10 protein-coding genes are annotated in these 18,903 nt (G+C 62.4%); all 10 read right to left on the bottom strand.

Annotation, left to right across the window (positions count from 1 at the left end):
* Positions 1–52: 52 nt before the first annotated feature.
* The 10 genes from B7Y89_RS10255 to dpdE all read right to left on the bottom strand — a co-directional run bounded on the left by B7Y89_RS10255 (position 53) and on the right by dpdE (position 18,903).
* Positions 53–823 carry an ArdC-like ssDNA-binding domain-containing protein gene (locus B7Y89_RS10255; protein ID WP_292938209.1) on the bottom strand — a complete coding sequence of 257 codons (771 nt, stop codon included), beginning with the start codon at positions 821–823 and terminating at the stop codon, positions 53–55.
* A 176-nt stretch (positions 824–999) separates the two neighbouring features.
* Complete coding sequence (dpdD, locus tag B7Y89_RS10250) at positions 1,000–2,169, bottom strand: protein DpdD (RefSeq protein ID WP_292938207.1); 1,170 nt, start codon at positions 2,167–2,169, stop codon at positions 1,000–1,002.
* A 26-nt stretch (positions 2,170–2,195) separates the two neighbouring features.
* Positions 2,196–3,266 carry a hypothetical protein gene (locus B7Y89_RS10245; RefSeq protein ID WP_292938205.1) on the bottom strand — a complete coding sequence of 357 codons (1,071 nt, stop codon included), beginning with the start codon at positions 3,264–3,266 and terminating at the stop codon, positions 2,196–2,198.
* A complete protein-coding gene (dpdK, locus tag B7Y89_RS10240) occupies positions 3,263–3,802 on the bottom strand; it encodes a phospholipase D-like domain-containing protein DpdK (RefSeq protein ID WP_292938203.1) in 540 nt (179 codons plus the stop codon). Before dpdK ends, B7Y89_RS10245 begins: the two co-directional genes overlap by 4 nt.
* Positions 3,799–8,352, bottom strand: a complete 4,554-nt coding sequence (gene dpdJ / locus B7Y89_RS10235) for a protein DpdJ (protein ID WP_292938201.1) — start codon at positions 8,350–8,352, stop codon at positions 3,799–3,801. The genes dpdK and dpdJ overlap by 4 nt, the downstream gene beginning before the upstream one ends.
* Positions 8,339–9,073 (bottom strand): hypothetical protein, encoded by a 735-nt coding sequence (locus tag B7Y89_RS10230; protein ID WP_292938200.1) that lies wholly within the window; start codon positions 9,071–9,073, stop codon positions 8,339–8,341. The genes dpdJ and B7Y89_RS10230 overlap by 14 nt, the downstream gene beginning before the upstream one ends.
* A complete protein-coding gene (gene dpdH, locus B7Y89_RS10225) occupies positions 9,070–12,177 on the bottom strand; it encodes a protein DpdH (protein WP_292938198.1) in 3,108 nt (1,035 codons plus the stop codon). Before dpdH ends, B7Y89_RS10230 begins: the two co-directional genes overlap by 4 nt.
* The gene (gene dpdG, locus B7Y89_RS10220; RefSeq protein WP_292938197.1) at positions 12,177–13,079 is read right to left on the bottom strand and encodes a protein DpdG; all 903 of its coding nucleotides are present in this window, start codon (positions 13,077–13,079) and stop codon (positions 12,177–12,179) included. The genes dpdH and dpdG overlap by 1 nt, the downstream gene beginning before the upstream one ends.
* Entirely contained in the window at positions 13,076–15,658 is a 2,583-nt protein-coding gene (gene dpdF, locus B7Y89_RS10215) for a protein DpdF (protein ID WP_292938195.1), read from the bottom strand. The genes dpdG and dpdF overlap by 4 nt, the downstream gene beginning before the upstream one ends.
* On the bottom strand, positions 15,658–18,903 hold the full coding sequence (gene dpdE / locus B7Y89_RS10210; protein WP_292938193.1) for a protein DpdE: 3,246 nt from the start codon (positions 18,901–18,903) through the stop codon (positions 15,658–15,660). Before dpdE ends, dpdF begins: the two co-directional genes overlap by 1 nt.

The following is an 18,903-nucleotide window of genomic DNA, read 5'->3' as shown; positions in this document are numbered from 1 at the left end:
ATAGCGCTTCATCCGGCCTGATGCCCCCCTGCGTCGCGCCAAAGCATACCGTTCAATGGTGCGTCAGGCTCGGTGCAGACTGTCCAGATAAGGCGACCAATTCTTCGCGGCCATAGTCCTTGGAGCCGAAGCTGCCGTTCTGATCGCGGCCAAGTCGGTTGGCATGGCCAGTCCAATGGCCAAGTTCGTGAAAAGCCGTGCGATGCCAGTTGATCGGCTCATGGAAATCGTCGGGCCGCGGCACGGCGACATAGTCATGCCCCGGGCTGTAATAAGCGGACGGGCCACCGATGCGAAAATCGGCGCCCGTCGCGGCAATCAGTTCCTCGGCGTGCGGCAGGATCAGGCCATCCGGGATGGGCGGCGGTGGGAGACAGATATGTTCGGGCAGGTCGTCACACTGGTCGACCGAGAACACCGTGAAATGCTTGAGGAACGGAATCCCGCCACTGGTTGCGGTGCCTTCGGTATCCGCTCGGCGACGTTCGCTGCTGGGCACAAAGCGGCGGGTGTAGATGATACCGACACCGCGTTCGCCGCGACGCACCGAGCCCCCCAAGGCCGCAGCCTGCCGGAACGTCAGGAAGGCATGGCTCGAGAAGCCTCGGGAGACGACGGCATGCCAGAGGGTGAGCACATTGATGCCACTGTATCGACGGGAACTGACAGCATTGTGCGGCATGCCTATGCCGGCTTTGGCCGTTCCCCAGGGCTGAACCCATGGGACGCGCCCAGCCTCGAGATCAGCGATGATCCGGTCGGTGATTTGCTGGTAAAGATTGATCCGCTCAGGGTTTGAGCGGGCAACATGTCGTTGCGCCATGGCAGGTCTCCGCGACGGACCCGCAGCGAGCCTCTCTCGCCGCTCTCAGCCCGTCACGGGGCCATCCCGTTCTCTTCCTCTCGCGGGGCGTTGCGGGGCGCCAGTCCCGCACGAAGGGGTCTGATGAGACCGGTGGGCTCAGCAGCAGGGGAATGCTTTCCCCTGCAAAGTCCAAACTACCCAAGATGCTCCCGGATGGCTCGCAATATACTTGCGGTACCCTTACCTGGGACCCAGATCGGGTCCTTCCCAGCCAAGGCTTCTTTTACGCAATAAAAGGCCTGATGACTGCTGCTCTTCCAAGCGAAGACGAACAGGTCAGCCGCTTTCGCGAGGCTCGTAAGTTGCGCTGTCGCGACAAGGTCTGAGTTCACAATGACCTTGCAGCCCGGGAAGAGTTTCTCGAGCGCAAACTTAGCCCGGCTCCCCGCTGCCTCCGCCAACGTGTAGATTCCGATCGTCTTACCATTGAGATTCGGTAGGGATGCAGCGCCGTGCTCGCCTGCTTCCGCATCTCGCTTCAAAGCGGTCAAAGCATCTGGGCCGACGCCGAAATCTTTCGCCAGCGTCTCGATCGGCAGTAAATCGGCCTGTACCAGCCGATGTGCAAACCCGGCGGCCTGGCCGAGCATGTTAAGGAAGAGCCTAAGGCGCGCGTCTCGGGTGTCGTCTGACGGGCACGGCAAGATCGCGAGCGTCTCGCTCACGTCCAGACTCCACGGCAGATATGCATAGGAGCCAACGCGCTTTTGCACATCCTCAAGGTCGCCCATGAGCGACACATATTCGACAGATGTCAGCCCCTGCTCGACCATCCAACTTGTCAGTTGGGCGAGTAAATCGAGGTCGGCACGCGAGAGCGTCTCATCCATCGCGATCAGCAGGAACAGCAACGATGCTATCGGCTTGGCCGCCGACGATGGTTTCTGGTCATCGGGGAAGAAGCTGGCATAAATCTGCGGCACTGCGGTGCGCGCGACAGCACCGGCATCACCATTCAAGCCACCGATGATGTCGGCGAACTTCTGAGCCATTTGGCCGCTGTCCCTTATCACCGATGCATCCCAAGTGGTCGGGGCGGATTGCGCATCGCGCTCTGCGCCCGCCAGGTTTTGACCCGCCTGCAATTGCTCGGCCCAAGCCATCCATGGATTTGTGTTCTCTGGGGGGAGTACAGTGTTTGAGGATGAGGCTGCGCTCACCGACTGCGCTTGTCGAAGGTTCTGGAGGTTCGTCGCTACTGCCGGGGCCAAACTATCGAAAAGTGCATCTTCTGCTTCGTCGACAATGCTCAGCAGTTTGTCGCGGGCTTCATCGGTGCCGATCGTGCGGACGCAGGAGACCATCCGACTGATCGTCTTCCTGCTGGGCGTTAGCCGCAGGTAAAATTCAAACGCCTATCGAACTGGCCATCATCGAACGCCTCGTCGGCTTGCTCCAATGTTGCGGCTGACGACGGCACAAGCTGTGGCGCGGGCGCAACTTCAAACAGCGAGGTGTCGGTGCCGGTTGGCAGAAGCCTAAACAACGCCTCTATGATCGAGGGATCAGGGTCAGGCTGCAAATGCTCGTACAGCGCGAACGCCTTGACGACACGTGGTGCACGAATGCCCCGGCGCGACGCGAAGAGCTTTGGATAGGGGATTCCAATGTGCTGCGCGAATGCGTCGCGCATCGCTGTGCCGTCACCAAGGACCTCCGCCTCTTCGACATATGTCCGATACAGCGATTCGATCAGGTCGGCGAGGATCTGGGGCGGCAGCGCGAGATCAGCCAAGGTCTTTATAAGCCAGTGATCGCGCGCGATCTGCGGCCAGAGCCCAAGCCCGGCGCTCAGCCGCACCTCGAGGTAGCGAAGATTCTCCTCATTAAGGCGGCCGGTTTGCTTGAACTCGGCGATCATCGCCTCGGCCTGGGTCTCGTCACCGGCGAGCAGGGCCCGTTCGAAGTCGCTGCGGATTGCCCCAACCGGCCGGACGCGTGTCCGCGTCGCGAGCGGTCGGCGTTCAAGAACGCTCGCAAAGTCGCTCAGCCGTGCAGTGATGGTCTGCATCGCCGCGTCGTCGGCACCCGCGATCCGATAGACGGTACCTCCGAATCGATCCCGCAGCGCGGTCGCCATCGAGTCGTTCGAATCCTTTGGCACACGCTCAAACCGGCTGAGCCAGGTTGGACCGAGCCAGGCATTGATCTCGTCGCCGAGCTCATAGCCACCCGCCGCGCCTTGCGTCGTCGCGTACCAGCCGGTGACCCCACCGCCTCGCATGAACGGCAAGATGAGCGGCGCGGCACGCGACCCCAAAAGACTAAGCCACTGTCGGACTTGGTCCGCTTCGCGCAGCGGGGCCGATCCGTCGAGAAGCGACGACCAGTTCAACTCGTTGGGTCTTGCGAAAAAGCGAGCCAGCCAAGCCTGTTCCTGTGGGGGCAGATGCTGGATCATCTGCGGGCTCCAACATAGGATTCGAAGTTGATCCGTGCCTCGGCAAGCGTCTTGGGAGTGGTGTCGTAGACAACCATCTCATCGTTGAGCTCGAGGCCGTTATAGGTGAGATTCATCGAGCCCGTTAGCAGGCCGCGCTTAAGCAGCACGCCCTTGATGTGCAGGTGCTGGCGACGGACGATGCACAGCCTGTCGCCGAGCCCGCCTTCGTCGGCAGCCATCGTAAGCGCGTCAATCAGCGGATCATTGTGGCTGTCCAAGCTGGTTGCTATGCCCAGCGTCGTCCCGCGCGCCATCAAGTCGGTCATCACCTCGATCAGCCGGATCTCGCGATTGCCCCATTCGGGATTGATTGTGCCGAAACCGCCCGCGCGGTTGTCGAACAGGACGATGTTGCTGATCCATGGGCTGACCAGCCAGGCACGCTGGCCGCCAGGCGCCAGTAGTTCGCCGAGGAACATCATCTGCAGCAGTTCGCGGATCAGATTCTGGCTGGTCACCGCGCTCTTGAAGATGCGTCGCGTCTCGAAACTCATTGCAACGCCTCCGCGACGTCGAGATCGACATGGAAGATGTTCTCGACACGGCGGACAGCCTGAACCCGCGCGAACACTGAGAGATAGACCGTCTGGACCGGATTGGTGGCGAGGAAGCTCAATGCGTCAGCAAGAAGCGGAGCGGCCGCCATCGGGCAGACCAGAGTCGCGGCGCCGACATCGGCCAAACGATCGAGGCACTGGTCCTGCCAGCCCTCTGCCTCGAGGTCTATGAGGCTCGCATCTTCTGCAAGATAGGCCTGCAGCATCAAGGGCTCGGGCGCGGGCAACTCAGCAAATGGCGAATAGATCCGCAGGCCCGATTGACGAATATGCGTCCCCCGAGGCCATAGCAGCCCGTAGATCACTCCGAAGCGCCACTGGTCCGGATTGACTGTGGGAGCATCGATGCCGGCGAGACCGAGTGCGGCGTCGATGTCGTCGGACCGGGCCAGCCTATAGGCGAGCACGCGTGCGTCGAGTTCGACGCCCAGCCGCGCTTCTTCAGTATTCCACATGCGCACCGCGTTGAGAAAAAAGGCATCACTGTCGCCGCTCGAGCCCGGACGCAGGATACGATTGGCTAGCGCAACGAGGAAGGCATGGAAGGTGACGAAGCCCTCCTCCGCCAGGACATGGCGAAGCGCGGTGAATGCCGCATGGCTCTCCTCCGCGCCCGACGCGTGCCGGAACCGCAGCGTGGCGGCCGGCAGCGGATCGTCGCGGTCCCCTTCGACCACGGTGATGAGGAAGCGACTCAATTGAAAGTCGCTTAGCGAGAAATCATTGTCGCGAATCGCCGCCGTCATAAGGCTGAAGAAGCGCCGCGGATCCTCGACATATTGACGCTGTGCTTCCTCGATTTGGCCGTTTCCGCCCGGCGTCATCTCGCTGATCCAGATCTCGCCACTAGCGCTTCCAGCGAGCACATCATCTGCTTCGCGGGGGCCGGCCGTGACGTCGAGCACTAGGCTGTCGGCGTCGATCTGCGGGCAGAGGCTAGTGATCGCGCTCAGCGCAGCCGCGCCGACGGTCGCGGCATAGCGCTCGCGCAGCCAAGGCTCCCATCCGGCGTCGATTGGCGTCCACAGGATGGCGGCGAGGTTGAACAAGCTATCGACCACCTGCCGATCGGCGAGAAATCCCGCTAAATCCTGGCGCAGCTTGTCCTGTTGATTGCCCTGCGCATTGGCATCATCGACAATCGCCGACTGGAACAGGATGTTCAGCGTCCGGTCGAGATCGAGCTCCGCGCTACCGTCGGCAAGGCGCGCCGCCGCCTCCCGCAAGGTGATACCCCGCGCCATGGCCTCGTGGCTGAGGGCCGCCAGCATGAGGTGCGCCAGCCAGTCGCGCGCGAACGGATTGTCGACCGTCTGCAGAATGGGGCCGTGGACCGCCTGATGATAAAACCGGGCGGTGCGCATCGCACGGTAGCGTGGGTCAGCCTCGACCCCGAGGTTAGACCACAAGGCCTCTGGAAAGCGAAGGCGGATGCACATCGCATCGACGGCGAGGCTGAAGCCGAGTGCAGCTGCTTCGCCGCCAACCTCGAAGATGAATTCCTTGGAAAGCGATCCGCCGTCGCGGAAACGAATGCCGGCGTCGCTGCCAAGCGCCATCCGGCGCACCTCGATCGGGCTGAGTCCTTCATGGCTGTAGAAGCGCACATCCTCGACCAACGGCGTCCAGGGGCTGCCGCGCGGTGGATCCAGAACCAAACCTGATTCCCGGGCGATCAGTTGGCTTCGCCAGCGCAGCCGGGCATTCGAAGTATCGACGACCGTTCCAGGCGGCGGCTGGACCTCTAGGACGCGCGGGCGATAGACAGGAACCTGGCGGACCGAGCCCGCGATCGCGATCTGCCAGTCTCCGAGCGGATCGAGCCTCGCGAACGGCTCCAATGGAACCATTTGCTCGCGGTTTTGGTCGAGCTCCGGGCACATCCAGTGGCGCTCGAACGCATGGCTGATGCCATAGCGCCGCGATACGCGCCCTGGCGCAAACTCGCGCAGTGCCTGGGCGATTGGCATCGCGACCTCATCTGGTGTCGCGGTTCCTGGCTGCGGTAGCACGATGTTAACTTCGGGCAGGTTGAGATCGCTGAACAGATTGGCCGGCGCGAACTCGGGCAAAGGCGAATTGAACACCTGATAATCGTCGCCGACCCGCCCCCGAGCCCGCCAATTGCTCTCTAGCCGACGCAGCGCCGTCGGCAGGACCTGGGTCATCAGCGGCCGGGGATGGTCCCACAGCAGCGGTGCGATGGCACCTTCGACCACCTTTAGAGCCGAGGCAAGATAGGCGGTATAACGATCCAGTTCGGCTGGGATGGTCAAGATGCGGCGGATCAGAACGGCCAGCGCCGTCTGGCGCGCGCGCTGGTAGCTGCTATCGGTACTAGCTGAAAGGTCGAGCCAGACGCTGCCCTGACGCGACGAACCGAGCGCCTGGCTCAAATAGTCAAGCGTTGCGTATACCGCTTGGATGCGCATGACATAGCGATTGCCAACCGGCAGCGTGCGAAGTGGCAGTTCGGGGTCGAACAGCAGATCATAACCCTGATAAGCGAGGCGATCCCGGCCATAATCCGACAGTACGGCGACGGTCCACGGACGCATCGTGCGCGAACGTCCCGCACGGCCCTTGCGCTGGAGGAACTGCGCAACGTCGCGCGGCGCCTTGTGCTGGATGACTGCACCGACCCGCGGATCGTTGAAGCCGACCTCAAGGGACGCCGTCGCAACGATGATGTCGAGGTTGTTTCCAACGCCCGGGTCCATCGACATCACGCGCCCAACTGACTTGCGGTCCTGGGGCTGCAGGTTGTGGCCGATCTCGACCACCGCTTCCCAATCCTGACCGTGGAGCTTCCGCTGCTCGACGGGCAATGGCCGACGCAGCGATGCTAGGCCACCATCCGGCCGATTCGCGAGGTCGGGTGCGCCGCTGCTCCGGCGACCCTCGGCGTCCAACATAGCGAAATACATGCGATTGGTGACGTCGATGTCGTCCGTGAACAGGAAGACGCGTTCACCAATGATACCCCGGCTTTTTCGCTCGTCGGGCGCATCGAGCAGACGCGACAGCAGCATGCCGGTCTGGATTGTCGTCGACAGCAATGCGGTGCGCGACACCGGGTCACCACGAAGCGCCAGGAGATATTCAGCACCTTCAGCGATCATCTCGCTGTTGGCCGGTGTGATCTCGACCGACGCTTGTTCGAACAAGCCCGTCAATTGCGCGAAGAAGCGAGCGCCATCCTTTAGGGTGGCGGACAGGCCGACGAAGCTCACATGTCGGCGCAGCAGCCGGCGCCAGCGCCGCAGCAAGAATGCGACCTGCGCGCCCGAGCTTCCGGAATAGGTATGGACCTCGTCGAGTAGCATCATCTCGACGGGACGCTGCGCACGCTCTCCAATTCCGAACAAGTGCCGGAACCGGTCGTCGCCCATGCGCTGGTTGAGCATTTCGGTGGTCGTGAACAATATGTCCGGCGCTTCAATCTGCAGTCGCTGCCGCGTGAGAATGATCTCATCGCTTTCGATTGACTCGGCGCATTCCAGACATTCGAGGCGCTCGCGATTGGCGCTCCGATCCGAGTCGCGCCAGGCCATATCGCCGTCGCAACCGGACGACGGGCAGCGCAGATACTCGCAGACGAGACCGTGCGACGTCGCACGCCAGCCACTGCGCGCTTCATGCGCATTTTCAGCAGTGCGGGGCGTGGGGCCGAAGAATGTGCCGATCAGAATCTTGCGCCGACCCGTCGCGGCCAAGGTTGCATCCAGGCGGCGGGCCTGGCTGTAGACTTCGGCAAACTGGTCCTTGAGCAATTCGTTGCGCGGGTAGAGCGCAAGGACCTTAACCCAGCGATCGCCGACCGCATCGCGCTGTATATGTGACGCAACACGCGACAGTGCCGGCAGATAAAAGGCCAGCGTCTTACCGCTGCCGGTTCCCGCGCTGACCAAGGTAGCGATCGACTGAGACCCCTCGAAACCCCCGAGGATCCGCGCGGCGGCGTCGATCTGGAAGCCGGCAAGCGCGAACGCGGGCCCGAAGCTGTCGACAAGCGCGGACAGGGCGGCGCGTGCCGACGGGTCAGTCGTGGCAGCGGCGATCCGCGCCAGCGCTGCGGCGGCGTCGATGTTGCGCCGCGGATAGCGGCGACGGCGCCAGATGAAGCGGAAGTCGGCGACGAGCGTCGGTGCGGTCTGCCAGCCGATCGGCCCCCTATGCTGCGGGAACAACTGGCGAAGCCGGAACAGCAGCCGCACCCCCTCGGCCATGCGTGAGCGATAACGGGTGGCCGGCTCCTCGCCAAGATCGAACAGCAGTGCCCGGCTGATCAGTTCGGCGATCACCTCGCCTGCATCATGGAAGCTGACCCCGGCACCTACCGTAGGGTCGTCGAGCAGGGCATCGATGATCCCGTGCATCTCACCCGCCGTAACATGGCCATCGACAAGTCCCCAGGTCAGCAGTCGGGCTTCGCGCTGTTCAATCTGATCGAGCGCGGCCAGGAGCAAAGTTTCATCGGCCTCCATCGGAACCCCGCGGCAGGATGCGATAGCTTGCGACGGCATGATTTTCGGTAAGCCAAGTTTTGACCGTGTCGGTTAGCAGATCGAGCGTCGCGCCCCCACTCTGCACGGCTTCTAGGAAGCGCTTCACATCGGTGGGAACGGCATAGTCGAAGGCTTTGGCGGTCTCGGTCAATTCGGCGGCAAGCGAACGTGCGCGTTCGATCGCGGCGCCATCCGCAGGCAGCCGTTCGAATTCAAGCCGAAAGGCTTGGTGAAGCTGCTCATAGCGCTTGAACGCCTCGCCATTGGCCGGTGTGAACGCAATGCGACCTTTGACGACGCCGGGGGCCTCACCGGTGAACGCTTCCTGGCGATAGGCCTTCCAACTCTTCGTCACCATGGCGGCGACATCACTTGACGCAGCCTTTATATCGCGGACCAGATTAGCCCAACTCACCCCCTTCTTAAGCGTCGCTGCCTTCGTTTCCGCCATGAACTTCTCGAGGAGCGCGGATGCGCGCTTGCGGGCGGCGTCGAGGCTCGGAGGAGCCGCTGCGGCGATCCCGGCATCGACCAGCAGCGTGCGCTGATCCAGCGCCCGACTCAGTTCAGCGGCCGGCGCCGCGAGATCGGACCGCAGATCCTCTAGCAGACCGGTTTCCTCGACGTTGGAGCCGAGTTGATCGAGCGTTATCAGCCGATCACGCAGAGTCTTTGTGCGCGCAGGAAGCGAAGTGCTCATGGGACAGCCTCCGGCACTGCGTGCACGCCGCTCACGCCTTCGAGCAGCGCAATGATTTCGCCTGCAGCAACGCTCGGATCGGATTGGCCGCGGATTGCCTCCTGCTGCGCAACGCGCGGCTCTGCCAGCGTTACGATCTCGTTGGCGATCTTCAGGAACGACATGGTGCGTTGAATCAGCCCAAGGTCGATCGACCCCAGTGCGTTCAAGAGCTTGGGGATCTGCTCACGATCGGCCTCGTCGACGATTGTTGCGGTCTTCGCGACTAGGTCAACGAAACGGCTGGTCTGGAACTCCGTCAGCCGCGTTTCAAACTCGGCGTGCTTGATCGATACCGCAGCCGGCCAGCAATTGGTCTTTTGCAGCAGCGGTATGATCTCACGCAGGTCGGCTACGAAGGCGTTCTTGTCGAGACTGTCATCGACAAAGTCGGCGATGTTTTCGCGGAAGCTGCGAAGCTTGGCGATTACCGTTTGCAACCGCGTCCACAGCCGTGCCTCACTCATCGTTGGGATGAAGCTGCGCGCCTCGTCGGGCAGTCCTTCGGGTAACGCGCCGGTCGGTGGCTCACCTGACAGCGCATCGAGCAGCCGCGGACTATCGATCGCGAACGGCTTGTTGCCTGCTCCTTGATAGCTTGCCGTTCGGTCGAGCAGAAGCGTCTGCAACATGTTGCGCGTGCTGCGGCCGTTGACGGATCCGAGCGCCTGTGCGCGCAGTTGGTCCCAGCCTTCCTCGAACATCTGATTGTCCGTCTGCGGAGGGGGCGAGAACAGGCCGCGCAACAGCGGTTCCGCCGCGCCCGGCCGCACGGGTGGAGAGAGACCTACGATACGTGACTGATTGAGCAAGGCTCGCCCGACCACGGCCGTTTGCGCGTTCGCATCCGCGACCAGCATCGGCACTAGTTGGGCAACAAGCCGGTCGATGATCGCGGCACTGGCGACATAGTCGATATCGGCTTCGGGATAGTCCCAGCGATTACCGTTGAAGCCTAACCGTAGCGCGCCGAGAAACCCTTCGCGCAGCGTCGCATCCTCGTCCTCATGCCGGTCGCAGACGACCAGTGTGCGACCCGCGACCGGGTTGTTGCGCGCGCCCGCGATGAACAGCCAAGTCGCCTTGATCTCCTGATCCGGAATGCGAAGCGCGGGCCAGTTGATGGCGCCCTTCAGCATCGCAGCAAGCGCGGCGCGCAACTCACGCGCGTCGGCCTGAACTAGTTCGGCGCCCCCTGCCCAAGCGTCCAGTTTTTTCGACCAGGCCGCGACGCGCGGATCCTGTGAGACCGGCGGCGATGGCGGTGCCAACGGCGCTGCCTCATCCTGGCCGGGAGGCGTCGGCGGGCTTGCGGGCCGCTCGTCCGGCACGAACGCCACATTGGCGAGGTCGGCAGGCGTCGGCAGCGAGAAGGTCGTGAAGATTGCCGGTGGCACATGAGCGAGTTCGCTCTGATCGGCCGCGTTCCCGGCCCAGACGGCAAGCGCCGAATTCAGACGTCGCTTTACCACTTCCGGCTGGCTCGCCTCGCGCACCAGTCCGGCGAGGTAGAGATTGGGCCGCATGCTGTGGAAGTCGGCGGGCGGAAAGGCGCCGCTGACGAAGCTGCCGCGCATCAGAAGCGGGCGGCGCAGGATTTCGTTGATCACGCGGCGCGGATTAAAGCCGAGCTTTCCCGCATCGGTCAGATGCCGCTGGGCAAGCTGCTCGATGGCCAAGCGATTGAATGGAAACAGCGCGTGGCCACGGTCCGAATAGCCGAAGGCGTTTAGCGCCTCGCCTTCCTCGTCGGTCTGTTCCTCGTCATTCCACGTCGGCAGCCAGTCGGTTAGGCCCTCGCCGGCGCCGCGCCGATCGAAGCGCGTGCGCAGACCCTCCTCACCCCATCGCGCGGCATTGAGATAGGCGCCGACCAAGTCAACCACGGCGCTCTTGATCTCGTCATCGCTCTGCTGCCGGTTGCCGATCACCCAGACGCGCTGCGCCCGGGTCAAGATCGTATCGCGCGATGCCAAATAGCCATCGGTGAGCGCTAGCGCGGTCCGCATCGTCGCGCGGACCTTCTTGCCGTCATAGGCGCCCTCCTGGACGCAAACCTTGAGCAGAACGTCCTGGATGCCCGAGAGCGCCGCAAAATCCTCCACCAGCAGGACGAGGTCCATATCGTCCTTCAGCAGGATCTCGCGGACCCCTAGAATGATCTCCTGCAAGCTGATCCCGCCCGTACTCTGCTCGAGCTGGAACACATTGCCGATCGCGGTATCGACGATTGCGTTGAGCAGATCGACTGCTGCCTGCCGGCGCCTCGCATCCGACACGGCGAGCTGGGTCTGGTAATAAGTCTTCACCGAGAGCGCGGCGTTGTTAAGATCGATATCGTCCGGAAGGATCAGATCGTCGGCGAAGAATTGGGACTTCGTCTCATCGCCCTCCGCGCCGTCTTCGCGGCCCTGGAGCGCGCGTGCGACCACGCGTGCGAGAACTGTTTCGTCGAAATGATCCTTGAGTGCAGCGTCCCCGAACAACTTAGGTAACGACAGCGCGTGACCGATCAGCGGGCGCAGGTCGGCGGCGCGATCCTTGTGCTCGCGGGCTTCGATCTGCATCGCCTCGGCACGGCTGGTCAGGGCATTCTCGATCTGCGCGCGGAACAGCACCACCGCTTTACGCTTGTCTACCTCGGCAACCGCGCTGGTGAGGTCGGCGCGTGACTTCTCGAAGCGCGGGTCTCCCGCCAGTGGCGCAAGGATAAGCTCGACGACCTTGCGCAAACTGGCGCTCTTCGGGATGCGAATGATGTGGAGGCGCTCGCGCTTGGGCGACCGCTGAAGCTGCGCATCGAGCCAGCGAACAATGTGCGATTTGCCGATTCCCGACGGTCCGGTGATAGGAAAGAGCAGATAGCCGCCGGGCACATCGTCGGAGAGGAAAGCGTCAAGCAATTGCTGCTCGGAAGCCGGCGTTTCGATGTTGGTGCCGGCGTTGCGGGTGGTGAGTTGCGAAGGCTGATGGACCGCCAGCAGTACGGAGACGTCGGCGGTCTCCGCCTCGTTCTTTATGCAGGCATTTACTTGGTCGGCCTCGGGCCAATATTTCTCGAGCATTACCGCGCCTTCCTCACCGGCGGCAACGCTACGTGCGAGACCTCCCGCCACGTGCGCATATTGGTTCCGGCCAGCGTCACCACGCCTTCGGTATCGCTGCGGTTCGCGAGCGTGATGGCGCCCTCACGGTCGAGCCGCTGGATCGCACGCGACAGCGAGGATGAGAGAAGCCCGGCGCGAGGCCGTGGCCAGGAACGCTCCTTCAGCGATGCTTCGACCTGTGTCCGGTACGCGCCGCCATCAAGCACCGGCAACACAGATCCGGCGCGTTCGATAAATGCCGGGCCTGTCAGTTCGCGGCTCGAGCCGAAAATGTCCGGCAGCACGTCTCGCAGCGCTAGCGTGGGATCAACGACCCATTGCATGCCGTCCCGGGCGAAACCCAAGTAGAGCATCCAAGCCTTGAGACCGTTCCAGCGGGTGTCGTTCTTGCCGATGGTTTGCTTCGCCGAGTCGACGATTTGGGCCTCTTCGAGTACCGCGAGCTTTTTGACATTTCCGTCGAGCGCATAGACGTCCTGCGCGAGCATCCACGCGACGGCACGCGAGAGATCGGCCGATCTCGACTTCTCGCGTTCCCAGAACCGCTCATTGTTTTCAGCCAGCATCGCCACGGTGCGGACGATCCTCGGCAACCGTGCTTCCGCCTCGTCAGCGGACTTGCCGAGGCCCGATCGATATGGCTCGGCAACGGTCACCGACCCGGCTTCCTGACTGAATAGGCCGAGTTCCGTCCAACGATTGAGCGTCTGCGTCAGTTGGCTCGTGTCGACCGCGTCTACAGCGCCGCCGCACGCAAGGAGAAGATCTTCACGGCTGCGCGGTCCGAATCGCACGATCGCGCGAACGAGCACGATCAGTACGGTATAGAGGCCGTCGCTCGCCTGGTTCAGGACACTCATTGGCGCGCCCCGAGCTTGAATTGGTCGGCGCCCAGCACGTTTGATCCGGTGTCCGCGATCCGGCGTCCCCTAGTCCAGGGATCGGGAGTCGTTTCTGGCGCGATGATAACGTGCAGCGGCCGCTTAAGCGTGAAAAGATGGGAAGGAAGCCTTTCTCCCGGGCCCCCGGTCCAGAGCGAAACCCGCGGAAGCTCGTAGGAAGAAGGGCGCAGCGCCTCCTCCTCGAGCGACTGGAGCAGCAGCACATGATCCTCACTCTGCTTGTGCAGCGTGTCGAGCGCGGGACTGCGTTGCCGGAACGCAGCAGTTGTCGCGATCTCGCGCACCGCGAACAGCGACACGAAGTCCTTGAGAAGAGCGATCAACACGGCATCGTCATAAGGTTCTTCCACCGGCAGGATAACCGGCACATCAAGATCAAGTTGCGGGAACCGGGCCGCGAACAGGCTAAGGTCGCGTCGGCCGACCTGTTCGATGCCATAGGCGGGCGGCGCGGAATAGTGGGTATTCACAGTGCCTTCGCGCCGATGCGTCGGGCATCCGCCGCAGGCGCGCGACACGATGACCGATCGGCCCGGTGCGTTGCTGCGATAGAGATGGTCAAGTAGCGACGAGACTTCGACCGAGCCCCCAAGCAGCTTGTCGAGCAGGCCACGGTTTTCGGCTGCTGCGTCGAACGAGCGTTGGCGTTCTTGGCCGATTAGCTCCTCGAACCGATCTTTGCTCAAATGCCCGAACTCAGCCATGCCGACGACCGCGCGCTGAAAATAGTCTGACCAATACTCTTCGTTGCGAAGTTCGTATTCGGACGCCGTCTCTGTTTCCTGCTGCGCGATCTTCGAGGGCGGTTGCGACTCGAGTTCGAGCATCCCCGCGCGCGCCATCATGATGAGCGTACGCATGTTCCACGACTCATTATAGTCCGATTGCTGCTTCAACCGTGGCGGCACGACAGCGAGATCGATTTCGAGCAATTGGCCGATCCCGTCGCGCTGCTCGCTATTGCTATACATAGTCGACCAACGTTCGAATGCCAGGTCGTCACTGATCAGCGAGGGCGACGCGATCTGATTGGCGGTCTCCTGATCCTCAAGCGAGTAGATTAGGAACGACGCAGAAGGGCAGCCATCGCGGCCGCCGCGGCCGACTTCCTGATAGAAGCGATCGAGAGTCTCGGGCACGGCGGCGTGGACCACTGTTCGCACGTCACGCTTGTCGATCCCTACCCCGAACGCTGAGGTTGCAACGATGCCGTCCAGGCGGTTTTCCGACCATTGCTCGATTATCCGCTGGCGATCGCGATTGGGCGTCTCGCCGTGGAAACAGTCGACACGGTCATAACCCGTCTTGCGCAGCAGTTTGATCCAGCGCTTCGCGTCGCTGCGCTTCGTAACATATAGGATGAAGGGACGCGGCGCGTGGCGCAGGATCTCCAGGACCTTGCGGTCTTTCGCGTCCGGATCGTCCTCGTGGTGAACCCAATACTGTGGCTCAGGGCGTAGGTGGATCGAGGCGACCATATGGACCGTGCGGGTCGGACCAAACAAAGCGTCGATGGTTGTGACCGTATCGGGTGTCATTGTCGCTGACATGAGCAGGGTCCGGAAGGGTGCGCTCGGCGGACATGCCGCGAGTAGTCCGCGCCGGACGCCAGCAAGCATCTGGAACGCCGGGCGGAAGCCGTCGCCCCACTGGCTTACCAAGTGCGCTTCATCGATGATCAGATAAGCCAGCAATCCGGTCCGCGCCGCATCGTAGAGCGCAGGCAGCAGGGCACCCGTAGCCGCTTCCGGGGAGCAATATAGGATACCTTGGCGGCCCTCGCGGATCGCGGCCTTGATCGCCATTCTATCCTCGCCATTTATCCCTGAATGCCAGGCGAGCGGCGGGACTTCGCGGCGGGGAAAGCGGCGCTTGAGCATCTGGCGCATCTGCCTTGCCTGATCGAGTACGAGCGCGGTCGTTGGCACAATGCACAGTGACAGGCCGCCCTCCAACCCACGCGCGAGTACTGGCGCCTGGGCTACGAAGCTCTTACCCGAGCCTGTTGGCAGCGCAACAATCAGCGTCTCGCCAGGCGGAAGCAGAAACGCGCTGCGCACCGCTTCGCGCTGCCCCGGCGATACATAGGTGTCAAAGCCGCTCGCCTCGCCGAGGAAGGGATCGATCGGGCGCTGCCAGTCGAGCCGGATATTCTGCTCCGCGAAAATGTCTTCGAAGACTGGATTGTCACGCTCTTCCAGCCACGGCGCGTACCATGGCTGAGCTTCAATCAAGACATGACCATTCGCCTCACTATGCGCGCGAACGCCGCACGACGCCCAAGCGGTGCGATCCGGCCAACCGGGTCTTAAGGGTACGCGCAACTGCGCCTGCTGGCCAGCGCGCAGCGATTGGCGACGTAGCACGTGCCGGAATAGCGCCATCGCATCAGGCACGCTCGGCAACCGCCCAGTTGCCTGCGATGCTTTCAGAATCTGGACTAGCCGGTTGAAGAGGCCATCGTTGATCTCGCCGCCGCCATCGCTGGTCGGGTCGAGCGTCAGATCCTGGAGGGCACCGAAATCAAACTCAGCCATTAAGCGCCACCCGATACACGATCGGTGGCGGGCCGACTTGCAGAGACGAAGACAGCCCCAACTGTATCGACTCGCACGCTTGGCGCGCGGATACCGTCTCGTATCGCTACTGCGAGACGTTCCTCAAAGGCGAGTTCTCCATCGTCCTCGGCGGCGACTTCAGCACGTGACCGCGCTCGCAATTGCCCGATCCGCCCGAGATCGATCTGGAGCGCCCGCTGCTCGGCCCTCGCGAGGCTTTCGATAAGATTCGGATCAGCAAGCAGTGCAGTTTCGGCAGCCACGCGTGCTTTTCCGCACAGGTCCGACCAAAAACTAAGTTCCGGAAGTCCTAGCTGGAGAACACGTGGCCAGCGCCGCGCGTTGAGATTGAGATCAAGCGCCCCACCCTGACCCGGTTCCGCCGCATAAGGCCGCGCCAGCCGGGCAAGCAGCGCCGAATCGGTCACCGTCGTTAACTCGCGGTCTAGCCACAGCGAGCGATGGAACGGCGGCAGGGCCATGTCGCCGCGCCGCCGGATCGCTGCGCCTGCCGCGCTGGTGTCACGCCGGTGATCGCACAATGTTTCGACGGCTTCGGCGATGTTGGCTTCGAGCACGAAGTCAAATCGGAAGTAGACATCCGCGACCGGATCACCGACGTGATCTGGATCGAAGCGCCACATTGCGAACGATCGCCCCCGGTCGTCGGCCTCGGTGATCCCGGTCATACCGCTCAATAGCGCGTCACCATAGCGCAGCAGCCCTACGCCGCGCGCGCGCGCGCTGCGGCCGAGCGCGGTTCGGCGCCGAAAGGTATAGGGAATTGTTCTGATAGACCTGCCGCTGCGCATATTCGGAGCAAGGTCGAGCGCGTCTGCACAATGGCTCATGAAGACCGGAAGCGGAATCAGTGTGTGTCGATTCGACGTTGAATAGACGTAACGGAACTGTGAGGAAGGTCCATCGCTCGCACCGTGTTCATCGCCCCTCCCGAACTGTAGCATCTGCTCAAGCCAAAGCGCGGTGTCGCTAGCCAGAGCCTGCCAATCCTCGTCAACATCGGCCAGTTCGTCTACGAGATCGCTCGGTGGCATCCCAAGCGCATCGAGCGCATCCTGCTGATCGATCGCCTTGATCTCGCGCTCAATCAGGCCATGCTCGCCAATGCTGTCGTTGGTCAGATCGACGAGCGCTTCGGCGCCGTCGGTGAATAGCGCGCGCGCGATGTCCCGCACTGTCTGCTCGATCAAATATTGCAGGCTGGCAACAGATCGATTGAAAACTTTGAGCGCTGAATCGACATAGGCGATCCAAGCGATCTCTATCGGATCATCCTCGCAAGCAAGGACGAGCGACCGAACTGCCTCGCCCGATCCGTAGCGATCGGCGCGCCCCAACCGCTGCTCAAGCCGATTGGGATTAAAGGGTAGGTCGTAGTGAACGACTACCTTCTTGCCGCCCTGAAGGTTGAGGCCCTCTTCAGCGCGGCGATCACAGACTAGGATCGGATGTTCGGCGCTGTCGCGAAACACCATCCAGTCCGTACCGTCCGGATCGTGCCGGTACACGACGATCCCGAGATGCTCCGCGATCCGCTTCGCCAACATATCGGCGGTCTTAGCGTCGGAGCAGAAGATGACGCACTGTGTCTTGGCATCAAGCAAGGGACGCAGCGCCTCGATCAGTGCGTCGGCGCGATCCTCGAACAAGCCACTACGCCCGAGGCATCGACTGATAGACGCAAACCGTACGGCCTCGCCGATCATTGCAGTTTGCCGCGCGAGGAACCCGATCATGCCTGCGCCCGAACCCGGATATTGCGAAGCCCGGTCGAGCACCTGCCAGAACGCGCGTACGCGGTCGGCCCAGAGCGCCTCGGATGCCGCAGCATCGAGCGCCAGCGCTTCGCCGAAGCGCCAGTCGTCGATCGCCGCGGTGAGCGCTGCGCGATCGCTGCTACGGTAGCGCACAATTTCCGCACCCGACCGTTCGGGAGTGAGTCCACCAATGCTGCGGCGACGATGACGCAGGATGCGGCGATGCAGCCGATAAACTTCGCTCAAATGGGCATGCAGCCGGCCGATGGCTTCAACAAGCGCCGGGTCGCTCTCGACAGGCATCGTCTCGACGATCGCGCGCAACGCCGAGGCATGCTGCTGAAGTAGGTCGTCATCCGGGAACAGCGCACCCAACTGGTCAATGGTGTAATCGAGATAAAGGGCATTTTCCGGCGTCAGGCCAGCAACGATTTCGGCAAGTGCCTGTCGCCCCTCGACTTTGCGACGGAATGCTGCCTCACCATCAAGCGGGTAGGTGCCGGGATCGAGCAGGTGCAGCATTTCGAGAAAACCGCGCTCATTGTGCAGTGCCGGTGTCGCTGACAGCAGCAGCACCCGCTCGATCGCCGGCGCAGTTTGGGCAATGTCGGCGTAAATTCCCTTGGCACCGCCCAAGCTGCGCTCAGTCAGGTGATGCGCCTCGTCGATGACGAGCATGGTTGCCCTTGGCAGGATCGCGCGGATGCGATCGCCATCGTCGAGTGCAACGACATGGATGAGACGGTCGAGGCTGCGACCGAGAAAGAATTTGCTCGCCAACTCGTCGCGCCACTGGCTCACGAGTGCCTGAGGCACCAGCACGAGGATGGTGCACTTATGCTGTGTGTCGAGCACGCATTGACGAATGAGCACACCCGCTTCGATTGTTTTGCCGAGGCCTACCTCGTCGGCCAGAAGGTAGCGCTGGACCGGATCCTGCAAGATGCGTCGTACTACCTCGATCTGATGCGCCTCGAGTTCGACCGCACAGGCCAGCAGCGCCGACATTCCTATCGATGCGGCGCGCTGGCGCATTTGCGAGCGGACGAAGGCGCTGCGCGCGTCCGAAAACCGCGGACTTTCGTTTATCCGGTTTGCCAGAAATGGTGTCGGGTCCTTTATCGGTGGAGCCCAACGCACGAACACCCCATCAGATTTGAGATGTTTGGTTTTGCTGTTGGGAAACTGGACGAGCTGGCTATCCCCGTGATCGTCGAGCAGCCGTCCAATTTCCCAAACCCCGACCGCTTCATCAAAGTGATAAATGCGGGTCTGCTCTGCGAGCGTCACGTGTTCAATTAGGTCTTGTTTGATCTCACGAACAACCGGATCCGACGTGGGGCCGTCAAAATACTGCACGGCACAGATCGATCCCACCTGGTCGATCTGCTTGCCTATTCCGAGTACCTGGCACTCGCCTTCTATCGCTCGAACAAACACAGCCAC

Source organism: Novosphingobium sp. 32-60-15, from assembly GCF_002280675.1.
Taxonomy (GTDB): domain Bacteria; phylum Pseudomonadota; class Alphaproteobacteria; order Sphingomonadales; family Sphingomonadaceae; genus Novosphingobium.
The sequence above is the reverse complement of the archived record's forward strand: the minus strand, read 5'-3'. Positions and strand labels throughout refer to the sequence as shown.

Coding starts and splice junctions, on each gene's coding strand:
- B7Y89_RS10255 (WP_292938209.1), bottom strand. CDS start 823: ATGGCGCAACGACATGTTGCCCGCTCAAACCCTGAGCGGATCAATCTT.
- dpdD (WP_292938207.1), bottom strand. CDS start 2,169: ATGGTCTCCTGCGTCCGCACGATCGGCACCGATGAAGCCCGCGACAAA.
- B7Y89_RS10245 (WP_292938205.1), bottom strand. CDS start 3,266: ATGATCCAGCATCTGCCCCCACAGGAACAGGCTTGGCTGGCTCGCTTT.
- dpdK (WP_292938203.1), bottom strand. CDS start 3,802: ATGAGTTTCGAGACGCGACGCATCTTCAAGAGCGCGGTGACCAGCCAG.
- dpdJ (WP_292938201.1), bottom strand. CDS start 8,352: ATGGAGGCCGATGAAACTTTGCTCCTGGCCGCGCTCGATCAGATTGAA.
- B7Y89_RS10230 (WP_292938200.1), bottom strand. CDS start 9,073: ATGAGCACTTCGCTTCCTGCGCGCACAAAGACTCTGCGTGATCGGCTG.
- dpdH (WP_292938198.1), bottom strand. CDS start 12,177: ATGCTCGAGAAATATTGGCCCGAGGCCGACCAAGTAAATGCCTGCATA.
- dpdG (WP_292938197.1), bottom strand. CDS start 13,079: ATGAGTGTCCTGAACCAGGCGAGCGACGGCCTCTATACCGTACTGATC.
- dpdF (WP_292938195.1), bottom strand. CDS start 15,658: ATGGCTGAGTTTGATTTCGGTGCCCTCCAGGATCTGACGCTCGACCCG.